At 35.5% G+C, this 20173-nt stretch carries 21 protein-coding genes; 4 read left to right on the top strand and 17 right to left on the bottom strand.

Going from position 1 to position 20173, the window contains the following annotated elements:
* Positions 1-37: 37 nt before the first annotated feature.
* The 8 genes from RTX21_RS07860 to RTX21_RS07895 form a co-directional block, all read right to left on the bottom strand.
* The gene (locus RTX21_RS07860) at positions 38-772 is read right to left on the bottom strand and encodes a hypothetical protein (protein ID WP_312766672.1); all 735 of its coding nucleotides are present in this window, start codon (positions 770-772) and stop codon (positions 38-40) included.
* 22 nt (positions 773-794) lie between these two features.
* A complete protein-coding gene (locus tag RTX21_RS07865) occupies positions 795-1811 on the bottom strand; it encodes a bestrophin family ion channel (RefSeq protein WP_312766674.1) in 1017 nt (338 codons plus the stop codon).
* 238 nt (positions 1812-2049) lie between these two features.
* Positions 2050-2463 (bottom strand): hypothetical protein, encoded by a 414-nt coding sequence (locus tag RTX21_RS07870; RefSeq protein WP_312766676.1) that lies wholly within the window; start codon positions 2461-2463, stop codon positions 2050-2052.
* Positions 2460-2819, bottom strand: a complete 360-nt coding sequence (locus RTX21_RS07875) for a DoxX family protein (RefSeq protein ID WP_312766677.1) — start codon at positions 2817-2819, stop codon at positions 2460-2462. The genes RTX21_RS07870 and RTX21_RS07875 overlap by 4 nt, the downstream gene beginning before the upstream one ends.
* A gap of 91 nt (positions 2820-2910) precedes the next feature.
* Positions 2911-3666, bottom strand: coding sequence for an SDR family oxidoreductase (locus RTX21_RS07880; RefSeq protein WP_312766679.1), 756 nt, complete (start codon positions 3664-3666; stop codon positions 2911-2913).
* Between the two features lie 96 nt (positions 3667-3762).
* Positions 3763-4131 (bottom strand): AraC family transcriptional regulator, encoded by a 369-nt coding sequence (locus RTX21_RS07885; protein ID WP_312766682.1) that lies wholly within the window; start codon positions 4129-4131, stop codon positions 3763-3765.
* A gap of 120 nt (positions 4132-4251) precedes the next feature.
* A complete protein-coding gene (locus tag RTX21_RS07890) occupies positions 4252-4428 on the bottom strand; it encodes a histone H1 (RefSeq protein WP_312766685.1) in 177 nt (58 codons plus the stop codon).
* Between the two features lie 254 nt (positions 4429-4682).
* On the bottom strand, positions 4683-4994 hold the full coding sequence (locus tag RTX21_RS07895; RefSeq protein WP_312766686.1) for a helix-turn-helix domain-containing protein: 312 nt from the start codon (positions 4992-4994) through the stop codon (positions 4683-4685).
* Between the two features lie 227 nt (positions 4995-5221).
* On the opposite strand from RTX21_RS07895, the gene RTX21_RS07900 reads away from it, so the two are divergent.
* The gene (locus tag RTX21_RS07900; protein ID WP_312766687.1) at positions 5222-10054 is read left to right on the top strand and encodes a T9SS type A sorting domain-containing protein; all 4833 of its coding nucleotides are present in this window, start codon (positions 5222-5224) and stop codon (positions 10052-10054) included.
* Positions 10055-10150: 96 nt separating this feature from the next.
* Here the strand turns inward: RTX21_RS07900 and RTX21_RS07905 are convergent, their stop codons facing one another.
* Positions 10151-10510 (bottom strand): hypothetical protein, encoded by a 360-nt coding sequence (locus tag RTX21_RS07905; RefSeq protein ID WP_312766689.1) that lies wholly within the window; start codon positions 10508-10510, stop codon positions 10151-10153.
* Positions 10511-10720: 210 nt separating this feature from the next.
* On the opposite strand from RTX21_RS07905, the gene RTX21_RS07910 reads away from it, so the two are divergent.
* From RTX21_RS07910 to RTX21_RS07920, 3 genes are read left to right on the top strand one after another with little or no spacing between them, the layout of a single operon-like run.
* Positions 10721-11779 carry a histidine kinase gene (locus RTX21_RS07910; RefSeq protein ID WP_312766690.1) on the top strand — a complete coding sequence of 353 codons (1059 nt, stop codon included), beginning with the start codon at positions 10721-10723 and terminating at the stop codon, positions 11777-11779.
* Entirely contained in the window at positions 11776-12468 is a 693-nt protein-coding gene (locus RTX21_RS07915) for a response regulator transcription factor (protein WP_312766691.1), read from the top strand. The genes RTX21_RS07910 and RTX21_RS07915 overlap by 4 nt, the downstream gene beginning before the upstream one ends.
* A 46-nt stretch (positions 12469-12514) precedes the next feature.
* Positions 12515-14242 carry a CocE/NonD family hydrolase gene (locus RTX21_RS07920; RefSeq protein WP_312767013.1) on the top strand — a complete coding sequence of 576 codons (1728 nt, stop codon included), beginning with the start codon at positions 12515-12517 and terminating at the stop codon, positions 14240-14242.
* 628 nt (positions 14243-14870) lie between these two features.
* Here RTX21_RS07920 and RTX21_RS07925 read toward each other — a convergent pair.
* The 8 genes from RTX21_RS07925 to RTX21_RS07960 are packed head-to-tail and all read right to left on the bottom strand — an operon-like array spanning position 14871 to position 20020.
* The gene (locus RTX21_RS07925; protein ID WP_034976046.1) at positions 14871-15923 is read right to left on the bottom strand and encodes a hypothetical protein; all 1053 of its coding nucleotides are present in this window, start codon (positions 15921-15923) and stop codon (positions 14871-14873) included.
* Complete coding sequence (locus RTX21_RS07930) at positions 15898-16608, bottom strand: NRDE family protein (RefSeq protein WP_051879939.1); 711 nt, start codon at positions 16606-16608, stop codon at positions 15898-15900. Before RTX21_RS07930 ends, RTX21_RS07925 begins: the two co-directional genes overlap by 26 nt.
* Entirely contained in the window at positions 16609-17118 is a 510-nt protein-coding gene (locus RTX21_RS07935) for a hypothetical protein (protein WP_034976048.1), read from the bottom strand.
* Positions 17115-17480, bottom strand: a complete 366-nt coding sequence (locus RTX21_RS07940) for a DoxX family protein (RefSeq protein WP_034976052.1) — start codon at positions 17478-17480, stop codon at positions 17115-17117. The genes RTX21_RS07935 and RTX21_RS07940 overlap by 4 nt, the downstream gene beginning before the upstream one ends.
* 10 nt (positions 17481-17490) lie before the next feature.
* A complete protein-coding gene (locus tag RTX21_RS07945) occupies positions 17491-17922 on the bottom strand; it encodes a DM13 domain-containing protein (RefSeq protein WP_082738247.1) in 432 nt (143 codons plus the stop codon).
* 19 nt (positions 17923-17941) lie between these two features.
* Positions 17942-18391: a YHS domain-containing (seleno)protein gene (locus RTX21_RS07950; RefSeq protein ID WP_034976058.1), complete on the bottom strand. Its 450-nt coding sequence runs from the start codon at positions 18389-18391 to the stop codon at positions 17942-17944.
* Between the two features lie 10 nt (positions 18392-18401).
* Entirely contained in the window at positions 18402-19364 is a 963-nt protein-coding gene (locus tag RTX21_RS07955; protein WP_116036945.1) for a redoxin domain-containing protein, read from the bottom strand.
* A complete protein-coding gene (locus RTX21_RS07960) occupies positions 19349-20020 on the bottom strand; it encodes an RNA polymerase sigma factor (RefSeq protein ID WP_074719343.1) in 672 nt (223 codons plus the stop codon). Before RTX21_RS07960 ends, RTX21_RS07955 begins: the two co-directional genes overlap by 16 nt.
* Positions 20021-20173 lie beyond the last annotated feature (153 nt).

Genomic DNA, 20173 nt, shown 5'->3' on the forward strand with positions numbered 1-20173 from the left:
GCAAATAAAAAGTGGGTCAAGTTATATTGCCCACTTTTTATTTATAATAGTCTGTCATCAGACTTTTCCTCTCCTTTGTTTCAAGGTCAATATATTCGAATTTCTTATACTGGCAGAAAGACCCCATATCTTTATCACCATTGATGAAAACAGCTCCTACCAGAATCACATACTTACATGGATAGTTGGTTTCTTTGACTAATACTTCAATCCTATCATCAATCGCCTCGTACATTACTTCAGTAGCTTCGAATATTTGATTTTCCGCATTCAGGATTCGGTCTTTCTGATGAAGAAAAATCTGCTCAATAGTATTCATCTGGAAATCCAGGGAAGTCATATTCCCCCCAATGATTTGATTATTTGCCAATTTTCCCAATGCACCTTTCGCAGCTCCACAGCACGCCGAGTTATCAGATTGTCCTACTCTGCTTATCTCACCAATATTTCCATCTTTGGTAATTCCGATATGTGGCGCATAAAATATAATCACCGCGCCGTCCTCCGGGACATGATGGGCAAAAGCATTCATCCCGGTAATCCCTGCAAAAGGAAAACCATCCAAACCTCCTAAATGAAAAGGCCCCAGCATCTCATATGCTCTTGGCGGATATTGTATGGCATTCACATCATCGCAACACATACTATCTGCATGCATGAGTTGATGAGGTTTTAGCCCTAAATGCTTTTCTATTGTATCTAAAAGACGATTCACGGTATCAATAGATGTTAATGCTTTTGGATACCATTTTCTAACAGATTCTATACTCATAACTTTTCTTGTGTTTTTTTATTTACATTAAAATATTATTATTTGGTTGTATTACCACAGGTAACTCTTTCTCTCCGAGCATTTCCCGCAGGTCTATTTCTATATTGCGACTGATCTGCGTAATCGGAATATCATTAGCACTTCCTTCAAACGGATTTTCTGTACTCTCACCTATTTGCTCTAACACCAGAAATACCCATCCCAGCAATACACTGAAAGGAACTACAAGCCAAATGATATTCTCACCAAACTTTTCTGTCATTTTCGAAATTTCACCAATGAAACCAAGTGGCAACAATAGACAAAGGGCATTGGTAAAATAAAGATTGATACTTGAAAACTGTCTTGGATAAGGAAAATTTTTGATACGCTCACATTTCCCTTGTTGATCATACAGTTCTTTCAATTGATTTTCTAAAGCCACGTAATTATAATCTGATATTTTACCTTCTTCATTCAGTTTTTTGAATTGTGAAGACTGTATAGCTATGATCTGTGTAGCCTTATTTTTTGTTGAAAGTATGTATTGTCTTTCCTCCTCATTGAGAAAAGTCTTCAGCTCTTCATCCAATATACTTTCCCACTCAGGAACTTTATAATATTTTAGATATTCCCGATTATAACTTTTAGTTTTTACATTTTCCCAACTCTTGACCTCTCTTAATTGAAACCTCAGCGCAGTGAGCCATGCAAAATGCCGATAGATGATCTCTTGATGAATCTTGGCAGACTCTTTACCATCATCCGTCCTTATAAAATCTTTTACCATAATACCAAAAGCCCGGCTATTATTGATGATAGCACCATAAATCTGTCTAGCTTCCCAAGTCCGGTTATAGGTCTGTGTATTTTTAAATCCTGAAATGAAAGCTGTAGCAGTTCCTAACAAAGCAACAGGTACCCAAGGAATAGCAAGCCATTTCCAATCTAAAAAATAAAAAAAAAGAGTAGGAATAATACTCAGAATAAGCATTTTGTAAATCTTGACACGTGTCCAAGGTATAAAATGCTGGAGCTTGTAATGACTTGATATGTTCATTTTTTCATCTGTAATTTACTCGTAAATTTAATAAAAGCTTTATAAACAAAAAACATAAAATCTCTTAGCATGAAATCCGTCTGAAAAAATCCAATCACAAAAGCATCCTTTTTTGTCCATTATATATAATCAAGCTAATCCGTCATTTATTCGGAATTTTCCATTTTGTTTATGTAAAAACATTCTTATTATTTTTAGAAAACGGATTGAGATATGTTCATCATTCGTATATTTAGAATCAATTGGATTGCCCAATATCCAAACGGTCAAATTTGCCTTCAGGATTTTGATGAAACTTAAAGAAAACCTTGAATATCCCCCATTTCCCAGCTTTGAAATTTCCATAGATGTCCTTACCATCATTCTCCACTTTATCAATGCTTAGAAACTTTTCCTCGCCCAAAGCTTTTGCAAAGAATGATTTGAAATCCACCCTGTTACCATCATCGGTCATTGTAGGATTTTCTGTAAAGTAAGAATACCAGCTTTTATCTCCATTCTCTAGAGCCTCGATAGCTTTTTTTACAGTCTCATTTGTAATTTTGTTAAAATCCATTACTTGTTGTTTTTGATTTGTAGTTATTTTTTCAGCTTTTTGTGCACATGCCGAAGTGGCCAAGCCTATTATCAGCATAAAGTATAAAATTCTCATAATGAAAAACCATCTTTGAAGGGATGCTGCAGATAGATGATTATCAGATTCAGGAGTAAAAATGGTAACTCTATCATTACTCCTTTCAAGTCCTTATCTATCAAATGGAAGCAAATAATCAATAGGATCCCAGCAGCCATGATAAAATTACCCCATACAAACGTCTTTGGAAAAATCAGCATGATTGCAGCAATCATAGTGATTGCTCCATTTATGGCCAATCCTGTTTTGGAAAATCCCCATTTGCTGAACATTTCCATCATTTCTGCTTTACCCGAAAACATAGCGTAACCTTGTTTCAATCCCATAATGAGAGCAACAAGAATCAATATAGAATTAATTATTTTAAGTATCATATTGTAGTTCTTTAGAGTAAAAAGAATGGATAACCGAATTTAATATTAAATCACAATTATCCATTCTACATTAATTCTGAAAAATCAATTGCTACCTAGTAGTGTAACCACCATTAGCAAAAATCGTTTGCCCAGTGATCCACCACCCTTCTGTTACCAAGAATTCTACTAATGGAGCAATATCCTTGATGTCCGTCAAACCTCCTAAAGCAGATGCAGATTTGTGATAAGCAACAGCATCATCACTTTCCTGACCATAGAAGAAAGGGGTATCCATAGGACCAGGTGCAACTGCTGTTACAGAGATACCTCTACTTCCAAATTCTTTAGAAGCCGCTCTTGTGAAATGCTCTACAGGGGCCTTTGCACCAGCATAAGTAGAATACAAACCGGTATAAGCAGCTAATAACGATGTTACAATTGTGCAGATCTTACCATTATCATTCAATTTTTTACCAGCTTCCTGCAAGAAGAAATAAGCCGATTTTGAATTAACACCGAACATGACATCATATTCAGCTTCAGTAGTATCTTTAAATGGTTTTTTCAATACCATTCCGACAGTATTGATGGCAATATCAATACCTCCAAATTTAGCAATCGTTTCATCAAAAAATCTGGTGATGTTCTCGACCTTGGTAAGGTCACCTTGAAACAGAAAAGCTTCTGCTCCCAAAGCCTGAACCTCTGCCAAAGTTTTTTCACTTTCCGCCCTAGAACTTTCGCTGTTATAATGTATCGCCAATTTTGCCCCTTTCGCAGCAAAATCCTTACTTAATAGTCCTCCAAGGTTTTTTCCACCTCCGGCAATTAAAACTACTTTACCTTTTACATCTTGTGTTGACATTCTTAAATATTTTTTAATGTTGATCTTACAAAAATCAACAATGAAAATCATATTTACATGGTGAACTTTTCGGAAGATAGAATAATTTCTGAATTATTACACCTTTTTTCTAAATTCGCCTGGTGTTATTCCTGTCCACTTTTTAAAAAATTTGGAAAAATTGGATGGGTCATAAGTCAATGACAGTGAAACCTTTGCAATAGAAATATTTTTATTTTTCAACAATTCTTTAGCCTTAAGAATTATTTTTTCATCATAAAAATGGCAAGGATTTTCCCCTGTTTCTTTTTTTATAGTATCTGTTAAATGTTGATGGGAAATTGCTAGTTCCGAAGCGATCTGATTAAGCTCCATAAACTCCAAAATCCTTCCATCAGCAACATCATTTATATGCTGATCTAGAAAACGAAAGTATTGCGATGTGATTTCTTTGCTCCGGGAGGTGAGTTGTGATTTCTTTTTCATTTGATCTGTGTATTTTAGGGTTTAAATATAATTCAAAATACGTAACCTCACATAATTAAAAAGCCCCTTAATATAAATTAAAGAGCTTTTGTCTGTCAATACTTATTCTGGGAATAAGTATTATTTTTTTGATTCTTCCACAGAAACCTTTCTGAATTCTTTAAAAAGTTTTGCAAGTTCCAAAGCCGATTTTCTAGCTCTTGTCCCTGCAGCCTTGTTTCCTTTTTCTGATTGTTGCTCTGCTTCTTTTGAGAATGCTTCAAATTCTGTGTTGATCTTTTCGATTAGCTCTTTCATTTGTTTATAAATTTTTTGTTAAAAATGAATGCAAATATAATTGTTTATCACGTCTTGGTATCTATTATCAATAACAATTTGCTTGTTTTACATAACAATTAATTGTGCAGCTCCTATTTCTTAAGCATGAAATAAACTGATATACAACTATTTACACAATCAATTTTTCCCTTTCATCATATAACCGAATTATCATTCCAGTCATTTTTAATTAAAAAAAATGACAAGAATAAATAATCAACAAAGGAATCTGTTTAAAATAATCCTTCCAACTGATTAAAGACAGGAATCAACAATCTGCCTTTCTCTGTGAGATGATATTCAATATGTAAAGGCTTTTGGGTGATAATTATTTTTTTCAGTAGCTCGGCTTCTGTTAAATCTTTTAACGCAATTGATAATGATTGCTTATTTGAACCTTCTATCTCGCGTAAAAGGCTATTGAACCTTAAATTGGATTTTGTGGCAAGCAGAAAGATCTCGGGCTTTAATTTGCCAGAAAATAGTTTTAAAAGCTTTTGCATAGGGCAAATTTTTAGATCATCAGGTGTGTTTTGGGTAGTCATATTTTATTTACTTATTGTGAAATAATTCTATAAGATTAATATTTGCATAAAATTTAATAACAAATTACAAAATAATATCAAACCTATTTAATTAACCAACAAATAATTTAGAAAAATGTAACAAATCTTGCTTAAAAGAACGAACAAAACACATAAGTACAACCAACAAAAACATGAAAATGGAAAAAAAATCTTTTTTAAAATTTCTATTTCTATTTCTGAGTCTAATGCAAATACCCATTTATGCTCAAAATACGATAGATCTAGATTCAAACATTCAAGTTAATCAGACAATCAACCAGAACGGTGCAGTTGTAATTAAAGGAAAATTCATAAAACCAATTACTGCAGGTGATGTAAAGCTCACCATCAAGTACAAAGACGCTCAAGGCAATTGGACAGGAATCTGGTGTAAGTCATTCACTGCAAATATCCAATATAATCAGGACCTTACGGCTACTTTTGAATTACCCTCATCCACCTTAGTTTTGCGAAATATAAAGATTGAACTAAGCTCCAATACTAGTCTTACAAATTGGCAGTCTATCACTTGGCAAAAGCAAGTAAGTCATTACAAACAATCAGATTATAGCGCAAATAATTGCGAATTGGATGAAAACGAATATACGATACTATTCACTCCTAAGAAAAATGGAACAGTTCTATTGAATTCAAATGGAACAGTTGCCGGAGTAAAAGACAGGGTAACTTCTCAACATCTAAACAAAAAACTGGATAATATTGTCCTATCGATCCAAGGAAACGGTACAATTGATAATACTGACATCAATTCACCAGCAATAAAAATCGAAAATCCCAATAATCTTGAAACGATCGCCAGTTCTCAAAAATATATCTATCAAGGAAGTGACACAAGCCCTTTTGAGTATTCTTACCATGATCCTGTTTATATGTTTGCTGGTAAATTCTCAAGTGCCGGCTTTTTCATCAACTTCAGTAATTGGTTTATGCCACCGGAAGAAGGAGGCGAAGCTTGGGGAAGAGGATATTTGGATTTTAAAAATCCCAATGCATTACTGAACAGATATTACAATCTCTATAACTACATCAGCAATAAACTCTCGGATGTAATCACAGATCAGGAACCTGTTGTAATAGTTATCAGCAAGGTTACCGGGTTGAGAGTCTATAAAGCCAATGGTAGTTATGTAACAATTGATGCTTTAAGTAATTATAATACAGTGAATGATTACGGTTATCCTCCTCTTTATGAAAAAGACAGAGGTCCGGGATCTGAAAATTTCTTTTTAAGCAATACTTCCAGTGCTTCATTATACGGAGTTGGAGCTATCAGAAACAGACAAGTAACCGCAGGTTGGAATGGAACATCCAGACCTTTGCCCGAGATAGAGGCTCAGGTTAAAAAATTCATCAAATATGTTGGTGTTTTTGGAAACTCAACAGCATATGATTCAACAGATTGTGCAAGCAATTGTGTTGTAATCAATACCGGGGCACAGCCGGATGAAATCGTAAAAGACTGGACCAGAGCTCCAAATAGTTATATCTTCACAGGAAAAGATAAAAACGGAAATAACGTAGATGGATTATATATTCCCGTAAAAAAAGCTTACGAAATGTGGAGAAATGGCGGAGAATTTATGAAAGATGATAGCGGAAATTATACTCAAATCCCATCAGGTATAACGACTGCAGGATTGTACTGGGAAGACGAAGTAGGATTAATAAAATCCGTGGTATTGGATGGAACGGATGAAAATGCAAAAATAAAAGTACTTGTTAATAAACTCAAAGAAGGCAATGCAGTAATTTCGTATCGAGTAGATAATGTTGTATACTGGACGTGGCACGTTTGGGTCACTGATGATCCTACCAACGGTAGTACTTATCATCATGGTTTTGAAAAAGACAAAGATGGTAATACAGTGACCGATTGGAAATGGATGGACAGGAATCTTGGAGCCACCAATGTCGACTTTGTAGGGAATGACTGGCACAAATCCGCAGGATTACAATACCAATGGGGAAGAAAAGACCCATTTCCTTCATTTTCACATAAAGATCTTGGGTTCTACGGAATAAGTGGAGAGGTAAACTTAAAACCGACCGATTCAGACTTTAGGTCTAAATTTTTAAGAATAAGAGGGAATAAATATTCTGCACAGCTTAATACAGGTACAGATACACCAAATGGTAATATAAGGTTTTCCATAAAGAATCCTATTAACATCATCACCACTCCGGTATATGTAGCAAAGAAGGGTCAACCTTTATTGAATGATGGTGAGGACTTTTTAAAACAAAAAGATAATGATTCCTGGATATCAATAAGTATGACCACCTGGTTTTCAAAAAATAAATATAAGGTATACAATCCCCCGTATCGTGAAAATATAGTTGCTTGGGATCTTTGGGGAGATACCCGTGGAGGATATTACTCTGACATAGATGATCCAAATGCAACCATAGCTGATCAAAGTAGCCGCTATGCTCTAAAATCGCCATATGACCCATGCCCATGTAATTGGAGAGTACCTTCCAGGTATTTTTCCGGAGGAAGGAACTCCAGCACACCTGCACCTAATGAAAACAGATCCAGCCCTTGGGGTAAACATACTGGAAGCTCGGTAAATCCTGAGTTTTTACCAGATGCTTTAAATACAGATTATCCAAACATAAAAATATATCCCCAATTCGGGTTCGATTTTGCAGCCGTCCCAGATATGAATCTTGGCAAGTTCCCTATCAACGGGAATTATGAAGCATACCCAAACATTACCAGCCCTACAAGAAATGGTACGGGTTGGGCAACACCAGAGTTAGCATATCAAGATTCCAGCGCAGATGGAGGCTTATTCACATCAACATTCACTACTGCTACAGAAGTTGTTGATGGACAACGTTATCCAACATATGGTGCAAATGGTTTATTATTATACTCTGATCCGTTGAGCTATCATACTTTAATAGGATGGAATAGTTTCAGAGAGAATGCCTATGGCTATCCTAGTACAGGCGTGCGTTGTATATATGACCCTAATAGTGCCTATACTTCACAAGAATTTGAAACAGAGTACATTGATTCTGCTACTGAACTTTATTCGCTTGAAACATTAAAATCTTGGACAAAATTGCCAAATAGCTATGTAGAATACACCAATTCAAATTTGGCAACTCCTAATCCAAATGGAAATATCATAGATACCAATAAGGATAATGATAGAATTATTGAGATTCCTTTGAAAAAGGCATATGCAATGCACAAACTTCATTTGAGTACAGATTTTTCTTTTCCTGCGCAAAGCGCTAAATCCTCATCTGTAGTTTGGACAAGCAATACGAATTTGATTCAAAAGATGGAAATCATAGACGGCTCTATTGATACAGCAATATTAAAGGTAACTCTTAAAGAAAACGAAATAGGCAATGCAGTTGTTGCTTTACATGTGGGAAGCGGAACCTGGGCAAACAACAAACATAATGATCCAGTAGTATGGAGCTGGCATATCTGGGCTCCAAAATCTGTTATCGAAACTTACTCTGTTGATCCAGAAACTATTAATAATGGAGGTATAAAATCAGCTAACAGTCAGTTTTTGAATCCTACCACCAGTGGTTATGGAGTCCCTTTGAAGACGACATTCATGGATAGAGATCTGGGAGCAAGATCACGTTTCATAAATGAACATTTCTATGGTTATGACAATGCCACCTTTACTGGTCCTTTAGGATCTTATGGAAATGGAAATCCTGCTGCTATCACGAGATTGGAGCAGATACGGGACAGTGGTGGTCTACACTTTCAATGGGGAAGAAAGGACCCGCTGCCAGTTTTCTATAACCCTGGAATTTTTTATAATTATTTTGCCAGTAATCGCAGACCTTTTAATGACTATTTTGTATACAGACAAAAGTCAGCAACACCAGCAAATGGCATTATGACCGCAGCTTTATATACAGCCAATATGACCGAAGCAGAATATCTAAGCTCATATACACAGCCTTTTGCAACATACTCTGCCAGCTCCAATATAACAGCATCTGACTCAAAAATAGATAAATTGAAAAAAGTCTTAAAATATTCTGTAAACAATCCTTTGAATTATCTATATCAAACTGATGCTACAAAATTAGACTGGATATCTGATGAAAATGGAAATATGCAGGAAAGATGGGGACATGCTACGGAAAAATCTCCATATGACCCTTGTCCTGCAGGATGGAGAATTGTAGACCTCCACAGCCTATCTTTGGGTGCGGTCTTAGGCAACCTTATATCAAAAGGAAACACACCATGGTTTTATAATGCCAAATTTGTAAATAATACATACGGAATGGATCCCGGCAATATTAATGCTATGGTAAGCAATGAGCCGTACGATATTAACAAAATAAAATATCCTGGCAGCTTCGTTTTCGGAAATGCTTCCGGATATGGATCATTCAGATATGGATATGTACTTAATAAGCCTGGATATAACATTGGACTATTTCCCAATAATGGTATCAGAGGATTCAACGGAGGAAATACATTAGATGCAACAAAAGGAGGATCCAATCCTACTTTTATGAAATCCGGGATTTGGACCGCCGCCAACCACGGAAGCGGAAATTCTCTGGGAATGCTCTTCAATGCAGATGTTTCAGCAGCCACACAAAGTGAATCCAGCTTATATTTCTTAACGCCTTCATATGTCTTTAGGCCGCAAGCAGCAATGTCTTGTCGTTGTGCAAAAATAGAATATGATGCTAACGGAAAAGAAATTGGAAGATATGAGCCCGATGCAATACCTGTTCCACCAGACGCACTACAAAAAGCAACCAATGTTTTTGCTAAGATCGAAGTAGAGCAAATGGCAGAAAAGCTTAAAGTTTTTCCTAATCCTGTAAAAGATATCATCAATCTTGACACTCAAGATGACAAAGAGTATTATTTTCAGATCTATAATATGTCCGGTCAACTTGTAAAGGAGGGTAAGTTTAACAATAGGCGAACAGATATGAGCGATTTATCTACGGGGATATACCTATTAAGAATAAACAATTCTGAAAGTGTTATAAAAATTATCAAACAATAGATTAAAAAAACTCCGCAAATAGCGGAGTTTTTATTTAGTCATTCTAAAAGCAAAAAAACGCTTTAAAAACATACGTTTTAAAGCGTTTTTATACTATTATGATTTAATAGTTGATCTGGACGGGGCTTGTATAATTTTCAACAAACGTCCTTGTAATTGTAATAATCTAACGTATATTTCTTTTACAACTTCTGATAAAGGTTTCACGTCAAAAAATTCAATTTCATTCTCTGGCAATTCTAATGTCTCATCATCGCAAGAAACCGACATAAATAGTTCAAGTTCATCAAACTCATTGAAATAATTTGATAAAGTCTCTTCTATTTGAAAGGAAATGATTGCCTTATTTCCTATAACAGTAACTTCTGTATACGGCTTCATAGAATCCTTTTCATTCTCATCTATTTTACCATCTTTATTTTTATCTATCCAACTAACATCAAATTTCTTGATCATCTGCTATAGGATCAATACATTCAGGAGTCGTAATTTGCTGAAATCATAGGCTTCCCAGTAAAAAACAAATCTTTGATTATCAAAATATTCAATAATTTATCATAATCTCACTTGGACTAACCCGCACTCATCACCCAAAAGACCACGCTCCTGTACTTTATCTTTTTTCTTAAAATTAGTTTTCGTTGCTTTGTTTCAAGTTACATATTTTTGGAAAAGAAAGCACATATATCTCTTTATTGGAAGTGCCAGCTTATCGGTTGGTCAGTAGCCGCGCTGTATTGGTCTTTTGAAGGTTGGTATCACGATGGATTCCGGTTGGATTTGGCAGTAATTCATTTTTTACTGGATGTTGCGATGTATATATTGATCACGCATCTATACCGCAATTTTGCAACAAGAAACCATTGGCAGGATTTTCCGCTTGATAAATTACTTTGGCGGATGTTGATCGCTATTCCGGTGATGGGTATTTTTTACGCCCTGGTAACCATTGGTAAACTCTATCTCGTTAGGCTCTGGTTTATGGGGATTGTAACGCAATCCTTTGTTGATTTCTTTAATTTAAATGTCCTAAGTATTTTGGTAGCAGGCTTCCGATTAATGGCGATATGGATTTTGGCCTATCACCTTTATCATTATGCGAAAAGAGAGATCCGTTTATCAGTGGAAAACGCAAGACTCGAACTTAACTTTAAACAGTCTCAGCTGGATAATCTTTCAGCTCAGCTAAACCCTCATTTTTTATTCAACGCACTCAACACGATAAAATCATTAGTTTATACAAGTCCCGATGCTGCAGGCAGGGCAATCGATTTGTTAAGTGAGCTTTTAAGAAGCGGACTTTATAAGGGCGATTCCATGTTTATCAAGTTAAAGGAGGAAATCGCGCTTGTGCGTGATTATCTCGAGCTGGAAAGTTTAAGGATGGAAGAAAGATTAGAATACGAACTTGATATTGATGTTTCTTTATCAGGGTTAATGGTGCCAAGGTTATGCATCCAGACATTGGTAGAAAATGCAGTAAAACATGGGGTTGCATTAGAAAAACATGGTGGCAGGATCGATCTGTTCATTGGTGAAAAGGACGGTTTTTTAATTATCAGAGTATTAAATCCAGGTCAATTGGAGGAGAATAAAATAATTGAAGGTATAGGGTTACGAAATTTGAAAGACCGACTCGACCACAGTTATCAACAGCTGGCCACTTTTAGATTATCCGAAACACAGCAAAAAGTTTGTGCAGAAATTAAAATTCCGATCAGATGAAAACAATACGGGCAATAATTATTGATGATGAACGTGGGGCCAGACAAGAACTGATAAGGATGCTGAAAGGTTATCCGAAGGTAATGGTATTAGGTGAAGCGGCAAATGCAGACGAAGCCGAAAAGCTTATAATGTTGTTAAAACCTGACCTGATCTTTTTAGACATCCAAATGCCTGGACGTTCTGGCTTTGATCTATTAGAAACATTAAACCATATTCCTGAGGTGATCTTTGTGACCGCTTTCGACAGTTTTGCCTTAAAGGCTTTTGAAGTGAGTGCAATGGATTACCTGATGAAACCTGTGCGCGAAGAACGCTTTAAAAATGCAATGGATAAGGCTATTGGAAAGATCAGCGGAGAGGATGAGCCTTCTGTTTTTATTAAAGACAGGGGTAAATATCAACTCATTAAATGGAAAGAGGTACACATGATCGAGTCGGTTGAAAATTATGCCAGGCTCTTTTTCGGAAAGGAGCATGTATTGCTTAAAACATCCTTGAATAAACTCGAAGAAAATCCCGATTGCCAAAGGTTTTTTAGGGCAAGCAGAAGCATTTTGTTTAATCTGGATTATATTACTATGGTTAAAAAAGATATTGAAGGTACACTGGTTGTACTTAAAACGGGAGACCAAATCAGGATATCAGAACGGCAGGCCATAAAATTCAGGAACCTCATTAAAAAATAAACCAATAAATTTTTCAATAATGAAAATAAACTTAACAAAATTAGGTATGGCTTTGCTGTGCCTTATAATGAGCATCGAAATCTTTGCACAACAAAAATTAACCTTGCCTGATACGGATCATTATATTATTAATGATAGTGTAATGATCAAAACCAAATATGGCATCACCTTATCTGCTGTTGTGGTCAGGAAAAAAGGCGTGGAAGAAAAGCTGCCCACTGCCCTTTTCTATTTTATTTATTCCAATAACAACAGGAGTCTGATGGAAGCAAAATATGCTGCCGATCATGGCTATGTAGGCATTGTGGCAGATACGAGAGGCAAACGTCTGAGCCCTGATCCGATTGAACCTTACGAACATGAGGCACAGGATGTCAATGCGGTTATTGATTGGATCACAAAGCAACCCTGGAGCAATGGCAGTGTGGGAATGTATGGCGGAAGCTATTCTGGTTTTGCACAGTGGGCTGCAACCAAATACCTGCATCCGGCCCTTAAAACAATTGTACCTTACGTAGCTGCAATTCCGGGGCTGGGATTGCCTATGGAAAATAATATTTTTTTATCGGCCAATTATCAATGGGCATTTTACGTCACGAATAATAAATATACCGATGATACTGTGAATAACGATAATGCGAGGTGGCGCAGGATGCGGAACAACTGGTGGGAAAGTGGCGCAGCTTACAACAAGATTGATAGCATTGACGGCACTCCAAACCCCTGGATGCAGAAATGGCTCTCCCACCCCGATTATGATACTTACTGGCAATCGATGGTGCCTTATAAAAACGACTTTAAGCATATTAACATTCCTGTGCTTACCATCACTGGTTATTACGACGATGGACAGGTCTCTGCACTCGAGTACCTGAGGGAGCATTACAAATACAATCCGTCTGCCCAACATTATCTGATCATAGGCCCTTACGATCATTTTGGAGCACAAACAGGGGGCGTGCCGAAATTGAGGGATTATCAGGTAGATCCGGATGCGCTGATCAATACCCGCGAAATTACTTTTCAATGGCTTGATCATATACTTAAAGGAGGAAAAAAACCTAGCTTATTAAGAGATAAAATCAATTTTCAGGTAATGGGTGCAAATAAATGGAAGCATGTTCCCACATTGGAAAAAATGGAAGACCAGCACATCCGATTTTACCTTGATAGTATTCCCGGAGGTAAAAAGGTTCTTTCTGATCACACGCCTGTGAAAGAGATTTTTATGCATCAAAGGATTGACCTTGCAGATAGAACTTCATTTTATAACGATTATTATCCAGATCCCATTATCAAAAAGGAGCTTGATACCATTAACGGACTTTTCTTTGTAACTAAACCATTTAAGCAAGCAGTTTCAATTTCTGGTAGATTGCAGGGGGAACTCAAGGCAATAATTAATAAAAAGGATATGGATATAGGCCTAACATTATACGAAATCACACCTGCAGGAGAATATTTTCAGCTTTCTTATTTTCTGGGAAGAGCAAGCTATGCTTACGACATGAGCAAGCGTCAATTGCTGGTGCCTGGGAAATTAGAAACCATCCCATTTCACAGGTCCAGGGTTTTTAGCAGACAATTTCAAAAAGGCAGCAGGCTACTTTTGGTGCTTAATATTGATAAAAATCCTTTTGCACAGATCAATTACGGCACGGGTAAGGATGTGAGTACAGAAACAGTGAAAGACGCCGGTGTTCCTCTCGACATCAACTGGTCTACTGGAAGTTATATTGATCTAGGTGTGTCTGTTGCAAAGGCGTTGTTTTAGAATCACTCAATAATTTACATAAGTATTGATTTATGCTGGAAGAGAAATCACTGGATTCTAAATGAACTTTTTTTGCATTTATTACACTGATAACGCTGCTTATTTTGTGATGTTCTTCCTTCCATAATACAGTAGCTGTAATTACAGTGAATACATTTGTTCCGACGTTTATTCATAATCATATAAGCTAAAGCAACAACTCTACGTCGGGTATAAGAATAGTACTTCCGGAGTCGCTATTTTATTTTTTATTTATCTTTATATAGAGCATTGATAATCAATAAAATTAAATAAAAACTCCAAATCTAAACCATTAACTACACACACATAAAACAAAAAACGCTTTAAAACATACGTTTTAAAGCGTTTTGAACTATTTTGATATAATAGTTGCGATCCGGACGGGACTTGTTATTTTTTCAAAAAAGCCCTATCCATAAGCTTTATATTGTTCTCTTGTCTAAGAGGTCACCGAATAGGTCACTTTTTTAAACAATCTAGAGATCGTCGTTTTTACTGTTGCAAAGATATAGATTTATTTATTTTTTGCAAATAAATTTGATCTTTTCTTTCGCAACATATTATAAACAATAGATTTTCAGATACTAAAATTTAAAAAGCATACGAGTCAATCAACCAAAGAAATCTTCCTGAGCTTTTTTTCTACAGCTAGATTATTTTTCAAAGCTAAAAATCCTTCCTTAAGATCCAGATAAGGAAAACCCGTTTCGTGGTTTTTTCTACTGATTTCTGCCATTATTTTCCAGTGTTTGGTGATTTCTTTCCAAGCAAAAAATAAGGAGTGTTTTGGGTCGTACATATGTGTTGGTTCGCTTTTAGCACCGTTTATTTCTATGATTTTAAAGCTTGTACCTTCTTGTAATAGTTCCAAATTTTCATGCATAACATCAAGCCTTCCGAAATAAAAACCATTCACTTTTGTACAAATTTCATCTATTTTTTGCTCTAATTTTCCAGTAACTTCACTTGAAACATCAATAAACTTTGCACCCCTCGTATGACTTCCAAACGGAATGAGAATAATTTCCTCATTTTCAGGAATTATTTCCTGCATCCCATTTACCATTTTTTGTTCTATGGCTTTGATTTGGAAGGCACTTCTCGGATTTTCCAGCACCAGTTCTCTCAAGGTTTTTTCACCATTTCCTTTTACGGATAGAAATTCTTTTTTCACCATTCCTGTGATTTTTCCTGATTTTTGGTCTGGAAATCTGTGGTAAAAAATGCCGACTTCATTCTGATAATTTATTTTTTCCTGAATCAGAAAATCGCAATCGCTGTTGTTCTGATAATCTTCCAATTCATTTAAATCTTCGAGCTGAACAACTCCTAAACCTTTCAATCCGATGTTTGGTTTTACAATAACAGGAAAGTTAATGACTTGTGATTTTAATTCAGATAAAATCTTCTGAAATGGGATTTCTGAGGAAGCAAAAATGGTTTTCGGAATCCAGTTTTTGGGAATCAAATCGTAGATTTCTTTTTTGCTTTCCATCGCCATTCCGCCATATTTTATAGAAGGATTCGCACCGTGGAAGAACAACAGTGTTCTTGCTTTATATGCACAGTACAGCCAAACCGGAAAAAGCGGCAGGTAAATGGAAAAAGTAGACCAGTATTCCCAATGTGCAATTTTATGAAGGCGATGTTTGAGTTTCATTTTTAAGGGAAATTTTTTCGGGTTTTGAATCTGGGTTCAGTCGGTCGTAATGTTTCAGTGTCATTTCATCGGAAATAACGAGCTGTGTCGTACTGATGGTTTGTATCGTATTTTGCCTTTTGATAGTAATTCCGTTTTCCAGATCATCGGTTTTCTGATGGTGGAAATCTAAAATATCTTCATCGGAAATCTTCTCGTTTTGCAGAAATTTCTGAAAAATTTGTTCCCTTTTTTCTCTTGCCGATTTATCATACAATGTTGCGGAAGACCAAATATGTGGACAATTTATATCTAACATTTTAAAATATTTTCCACTTCCATCCCAACGAAATTCTGCCAGTTGGTTTTCCTGAAAAATGACCAGTGTAAAAGGTTCAATGTTTTCCAAATCAATTAATTCCATTGACTTGAAAATGTTCTCTTCCTCTATCAAATCCAAAACAATCAGTCCTCGGCTTTTCTGGTAATTCGTTTTTTCCGGATGATTTTCAAAAGCACCGTTTAATAAAATTAGGGCATTTCCGCTTTCGGAAACCGCAAACCAAGTTCCGTTTTTGGTGGCATCTTTCGGATAAAAAACACCTTTTTCACTATGGATTTCTTGTGCAGAACGATTGGGTTTTTCGTCCCGGTTGGAAGTCAGAACAATTTTATTTTTAAGCGGAAAATACGTTACAGTACACATTTAGTTTAAATTTTGAGTTTCTCTGTATTGAATCGTTGAAGGGGCAATTCCGAAATTTTTGTTGAGTAAATGACTCATTTTCATTTCATTAAAAGCTACTTTTATCAATGCTTGATGATGAATGCAATGCTCAATATTGTACAATAATTCCCGATAGAAATTAGTCGGAATTTCTAAAGAAACAGTTCCTACGGTTTGCTTTAAAATTAAATTTTTGTTCGGCAAATCGATGTTGGAAAGTATTTCGAAAATCACTTCCATCGCTTTTTCAGGATTTTTTTCTAATTCCAGATTTCTTTGTCTTTCGTCATAATTAATCTGATTCGTATGATAAGAGTTCCGTAAAATTTCCAGAAACTCAATAATGTGTCTCGTGTGTCCACCAATCGTAGAATTGTCTAAAGATGGAATTTGATGAGTGTATATTTCTGTTGAAACTTTTTGCAAAAGCTCTTGTTGCTCGGTAAGAATCTCGTGTAAGATGACATAAACCGATTCGTCTTTATTCATACTTTAGCTTTTTTAAATTTAAACAGAAGAATTACACAAAAAACAAGAACGGTAAGCGCAAGATAAAATAATTTTCCGCCATCGTCATTGGTGTCAATTCCTAGAATGAAAATGTGTGAGGCAATTGCTCCAATCATCGTTACAAATCCCAGAACAGCTCCCCAAAAAGTGGTTTTCGGGTTTAGAATCAAAACTGCAGTGATGAGTTCCAGAATACCTGAAAAAATTCTTCCAAATGGTTCTGCGTGAAGTTTAGAAAAAATAGCAACAGAATCAGGATGTGCCGTAAACTTAAAATACAATGTTTGCAGTAAAATAACGGCGGGAATTAATCTTAATGCCCAATTGATATAGTTTTTCATCGTTTTATAATTATTTTTTTTCTAATAAGGCGTAAGAAAACAGATGATTGTATTGTTGACAATGAACGACTGCGTATTTGTACTCATCGAAGTTTACGGAACCCGTAAAAGTGTAGGTTTGTCCGCCGTTCACAGATTTTAGCAAGCCCAAAGAAATAAACTGCGACGGTTCCTGTTCTTTGCTTACATAAACGTATAAATCCGGACCGTTGCTAACCGTGAAACCATCATTAAAAACCAAAGTATAAATTCCGTTTTTTTCATAGATTTCGGCTTTTCCGTTGACGTTATTTCCGTAAGGTCCCTGAATAAAATTTCCGGAATATTTCAGAGTAGCATTTTCGGGAGCCATTTCCATTAAATCTTCTGTTGCGGTGTTTTCTCTGATGCAGGAAACTAAGAGAAGAGAAGAGAAAATAAAGGTGATCATTGTTTTCATCATTTTAATTTTTTAGTAATAATTAATTGGTCAGTTTCTTCCAGTTTTGGTCTGCGCTTTTTTTCAGTTTGACTTCGTTCTTATTCCACGAAGTCAGCGTATTGTTGAAGAATTTATTGTAGAACAGATGCGTTTTTCCGTCAATTATTTTAAAAGTCGTAGGATTGATTTCCACTTTTTCGCCATAATCTCCCAATGCAAAAGCGCACCAACCGCCGTAAACAGGTTCGTATTTGGCTGGATCTTTTTTGAGGAGTTCTTTGTTCTTTTCCGAAGAAGTATAATAAATGGCTCCGTTTACATTAACTGCGAATTCTTTTTTACCTTTTACCGCTTTTTTCTGTTCGATGTAAGAAACAGGATCATACCCCTGAATTGCCAGTTTGTTTTCTAAATTTCGGTGTTCATTTTTTTGAGCCAATACAAAAAAAGGAAGCAGAAAAACGAGAATGAGTGTAAATATATTTTTCATAATTTTTAAATTAAAGTTGTTTTAAAATATCTTCCAATGAAGCTCTTTCTTTATAATCAGGATTGAAATGTCTCCAGATAATTTTTTGATTTTCATCTAAAATGTAGGTCGCAGAAACTGGTAATCTTCCAGACTCATCGGAACGGCTTTTCTTGAAATCATCTCCTAAATGTTTTTCGTAGAAATCAATCGTTTTCTTTTCTGGTGTGTAAAGCACATCAAAAAGTTCAGCAATTTTGTAGTTTTCATCATACAAAACGGAATATGAGGTTTTGGTTTTGCTGATGGTTTTCTCTATAAATTCAGGCTTTTCGGGAGAAATGATTACCAATCTTGCGTTTTTAGATTGTAATTCGGGAGCAAGATTTTGAAGACTTTCGATGTATTTGTTACAGTACGGACACCATTGTCCACGAATGAAAACCAGCACGGTTTTCTTTTTTTCTGCCGACAAGGAGAAGTTTTTGTTAAATTGATCTTTTGCTGTAAAATTGGAAATAGTTTCGCCCACCATTTTTCCCTTTACCTCATCTAATGTTGGTGTTTCTTTATTTGCGGATTTCTTTTTAAGAACCGATTGTCCTACATTCAGAAATTGAGTTGTGTTGTAATATCCATATTCGTACTGCACCAATTCGCCGTTTTGGTCTAGGAAAAGAAAGGAAGGATAATTAACAATTTTGAATTTTTTTGCAAGTTCTGTCCCTTCTTTTTCAGCATCAATATAAAGGCTGATGAAATTTTTATTGAAAAATTCTCCCAGTTCAGGATTCGGAAACGTATTCTTTTTCATCAGTTTGCACGGACCGCACCAAGTTGTGTACAGATCGATGAAGATGAGTTTATTTTCCTGTTGTGCCAGTTTTTTGGCTTCATCTAAATTTTTAGCCTGAAAATCGATTCCGGTTTTGCTTTGTGCGGAAAACGAAATGGCAACTAAGAAAAAGAATGTATAAATTATTTTTGTGAACATAAGATAAAGTATTTACTATGAAGTTCCCAAAAACAAAAAAAATCACCCTGTGAAAAGGTGATTTTTTTAACAATTCTATTTAAAGTATTGATAATCAGTTTAAAAATTATCTTATTTTTTTTTATTTTCCGGATTTGCTCTACACATTTATGCTTTTGGTTTTGCGCATTGTGCTTGCTGGAATACTTGTATTTTTCCTGTATTTCTTCGATATTTTTATTCTTCATAAAAATATCCTGGATGAGGTTTTGGCAGTGCGATGAGATTTCATTAATATAATCATTGAGTTTGTCCCAATAATCTCTCTCGTTTTCTATAGCTTGGTTGATTTCTTCTTTGTTTTCAAAATAATAGCTTTCGTGAATTTCCACAAAAAAGTTTCGGTTGCGTAATTTTTTCAACCACAGGTTTTTAGAAATTCCGGTGACGTAATTGGCAAGACAGGTGTAAGCTTTGAAATCATCATCGTACAATTTCTCATACAAAATAATCAAAGCATCCTGAAAAACATCTTCCGCATCTTCCAGATTTCCTTTGTTTCCAAGAACAAATTTCCGTGTATAGCCAAAATATTTTTGATACAGAACACCAAAGGCAACATTATTGTCTTTCTGGAAATCTTCCACTGCTAAGGCGTTTGTTGTTCTCTTATTCATATCAATTGATAAGTTTGAAAATACAAAATATTTTTCTTAATGGCGACACGTATTAATTATGTTTTTTAACGACTTTAATTAATTCCTATCTAAGCATTCTTAATAGCAATTATTAACGGAATGAATTGATTAAATCAACTTAATGCTTATAAG

It is taken from the genome of Epilithonimonas sp., assembly GCF_032054305.1.
Classification (GTDB): domain Bacteria; phylum Bacteroidota; class Bacteroidia; order Flavobacteriales; family Weeksellaceae; genus Epilithonimonas.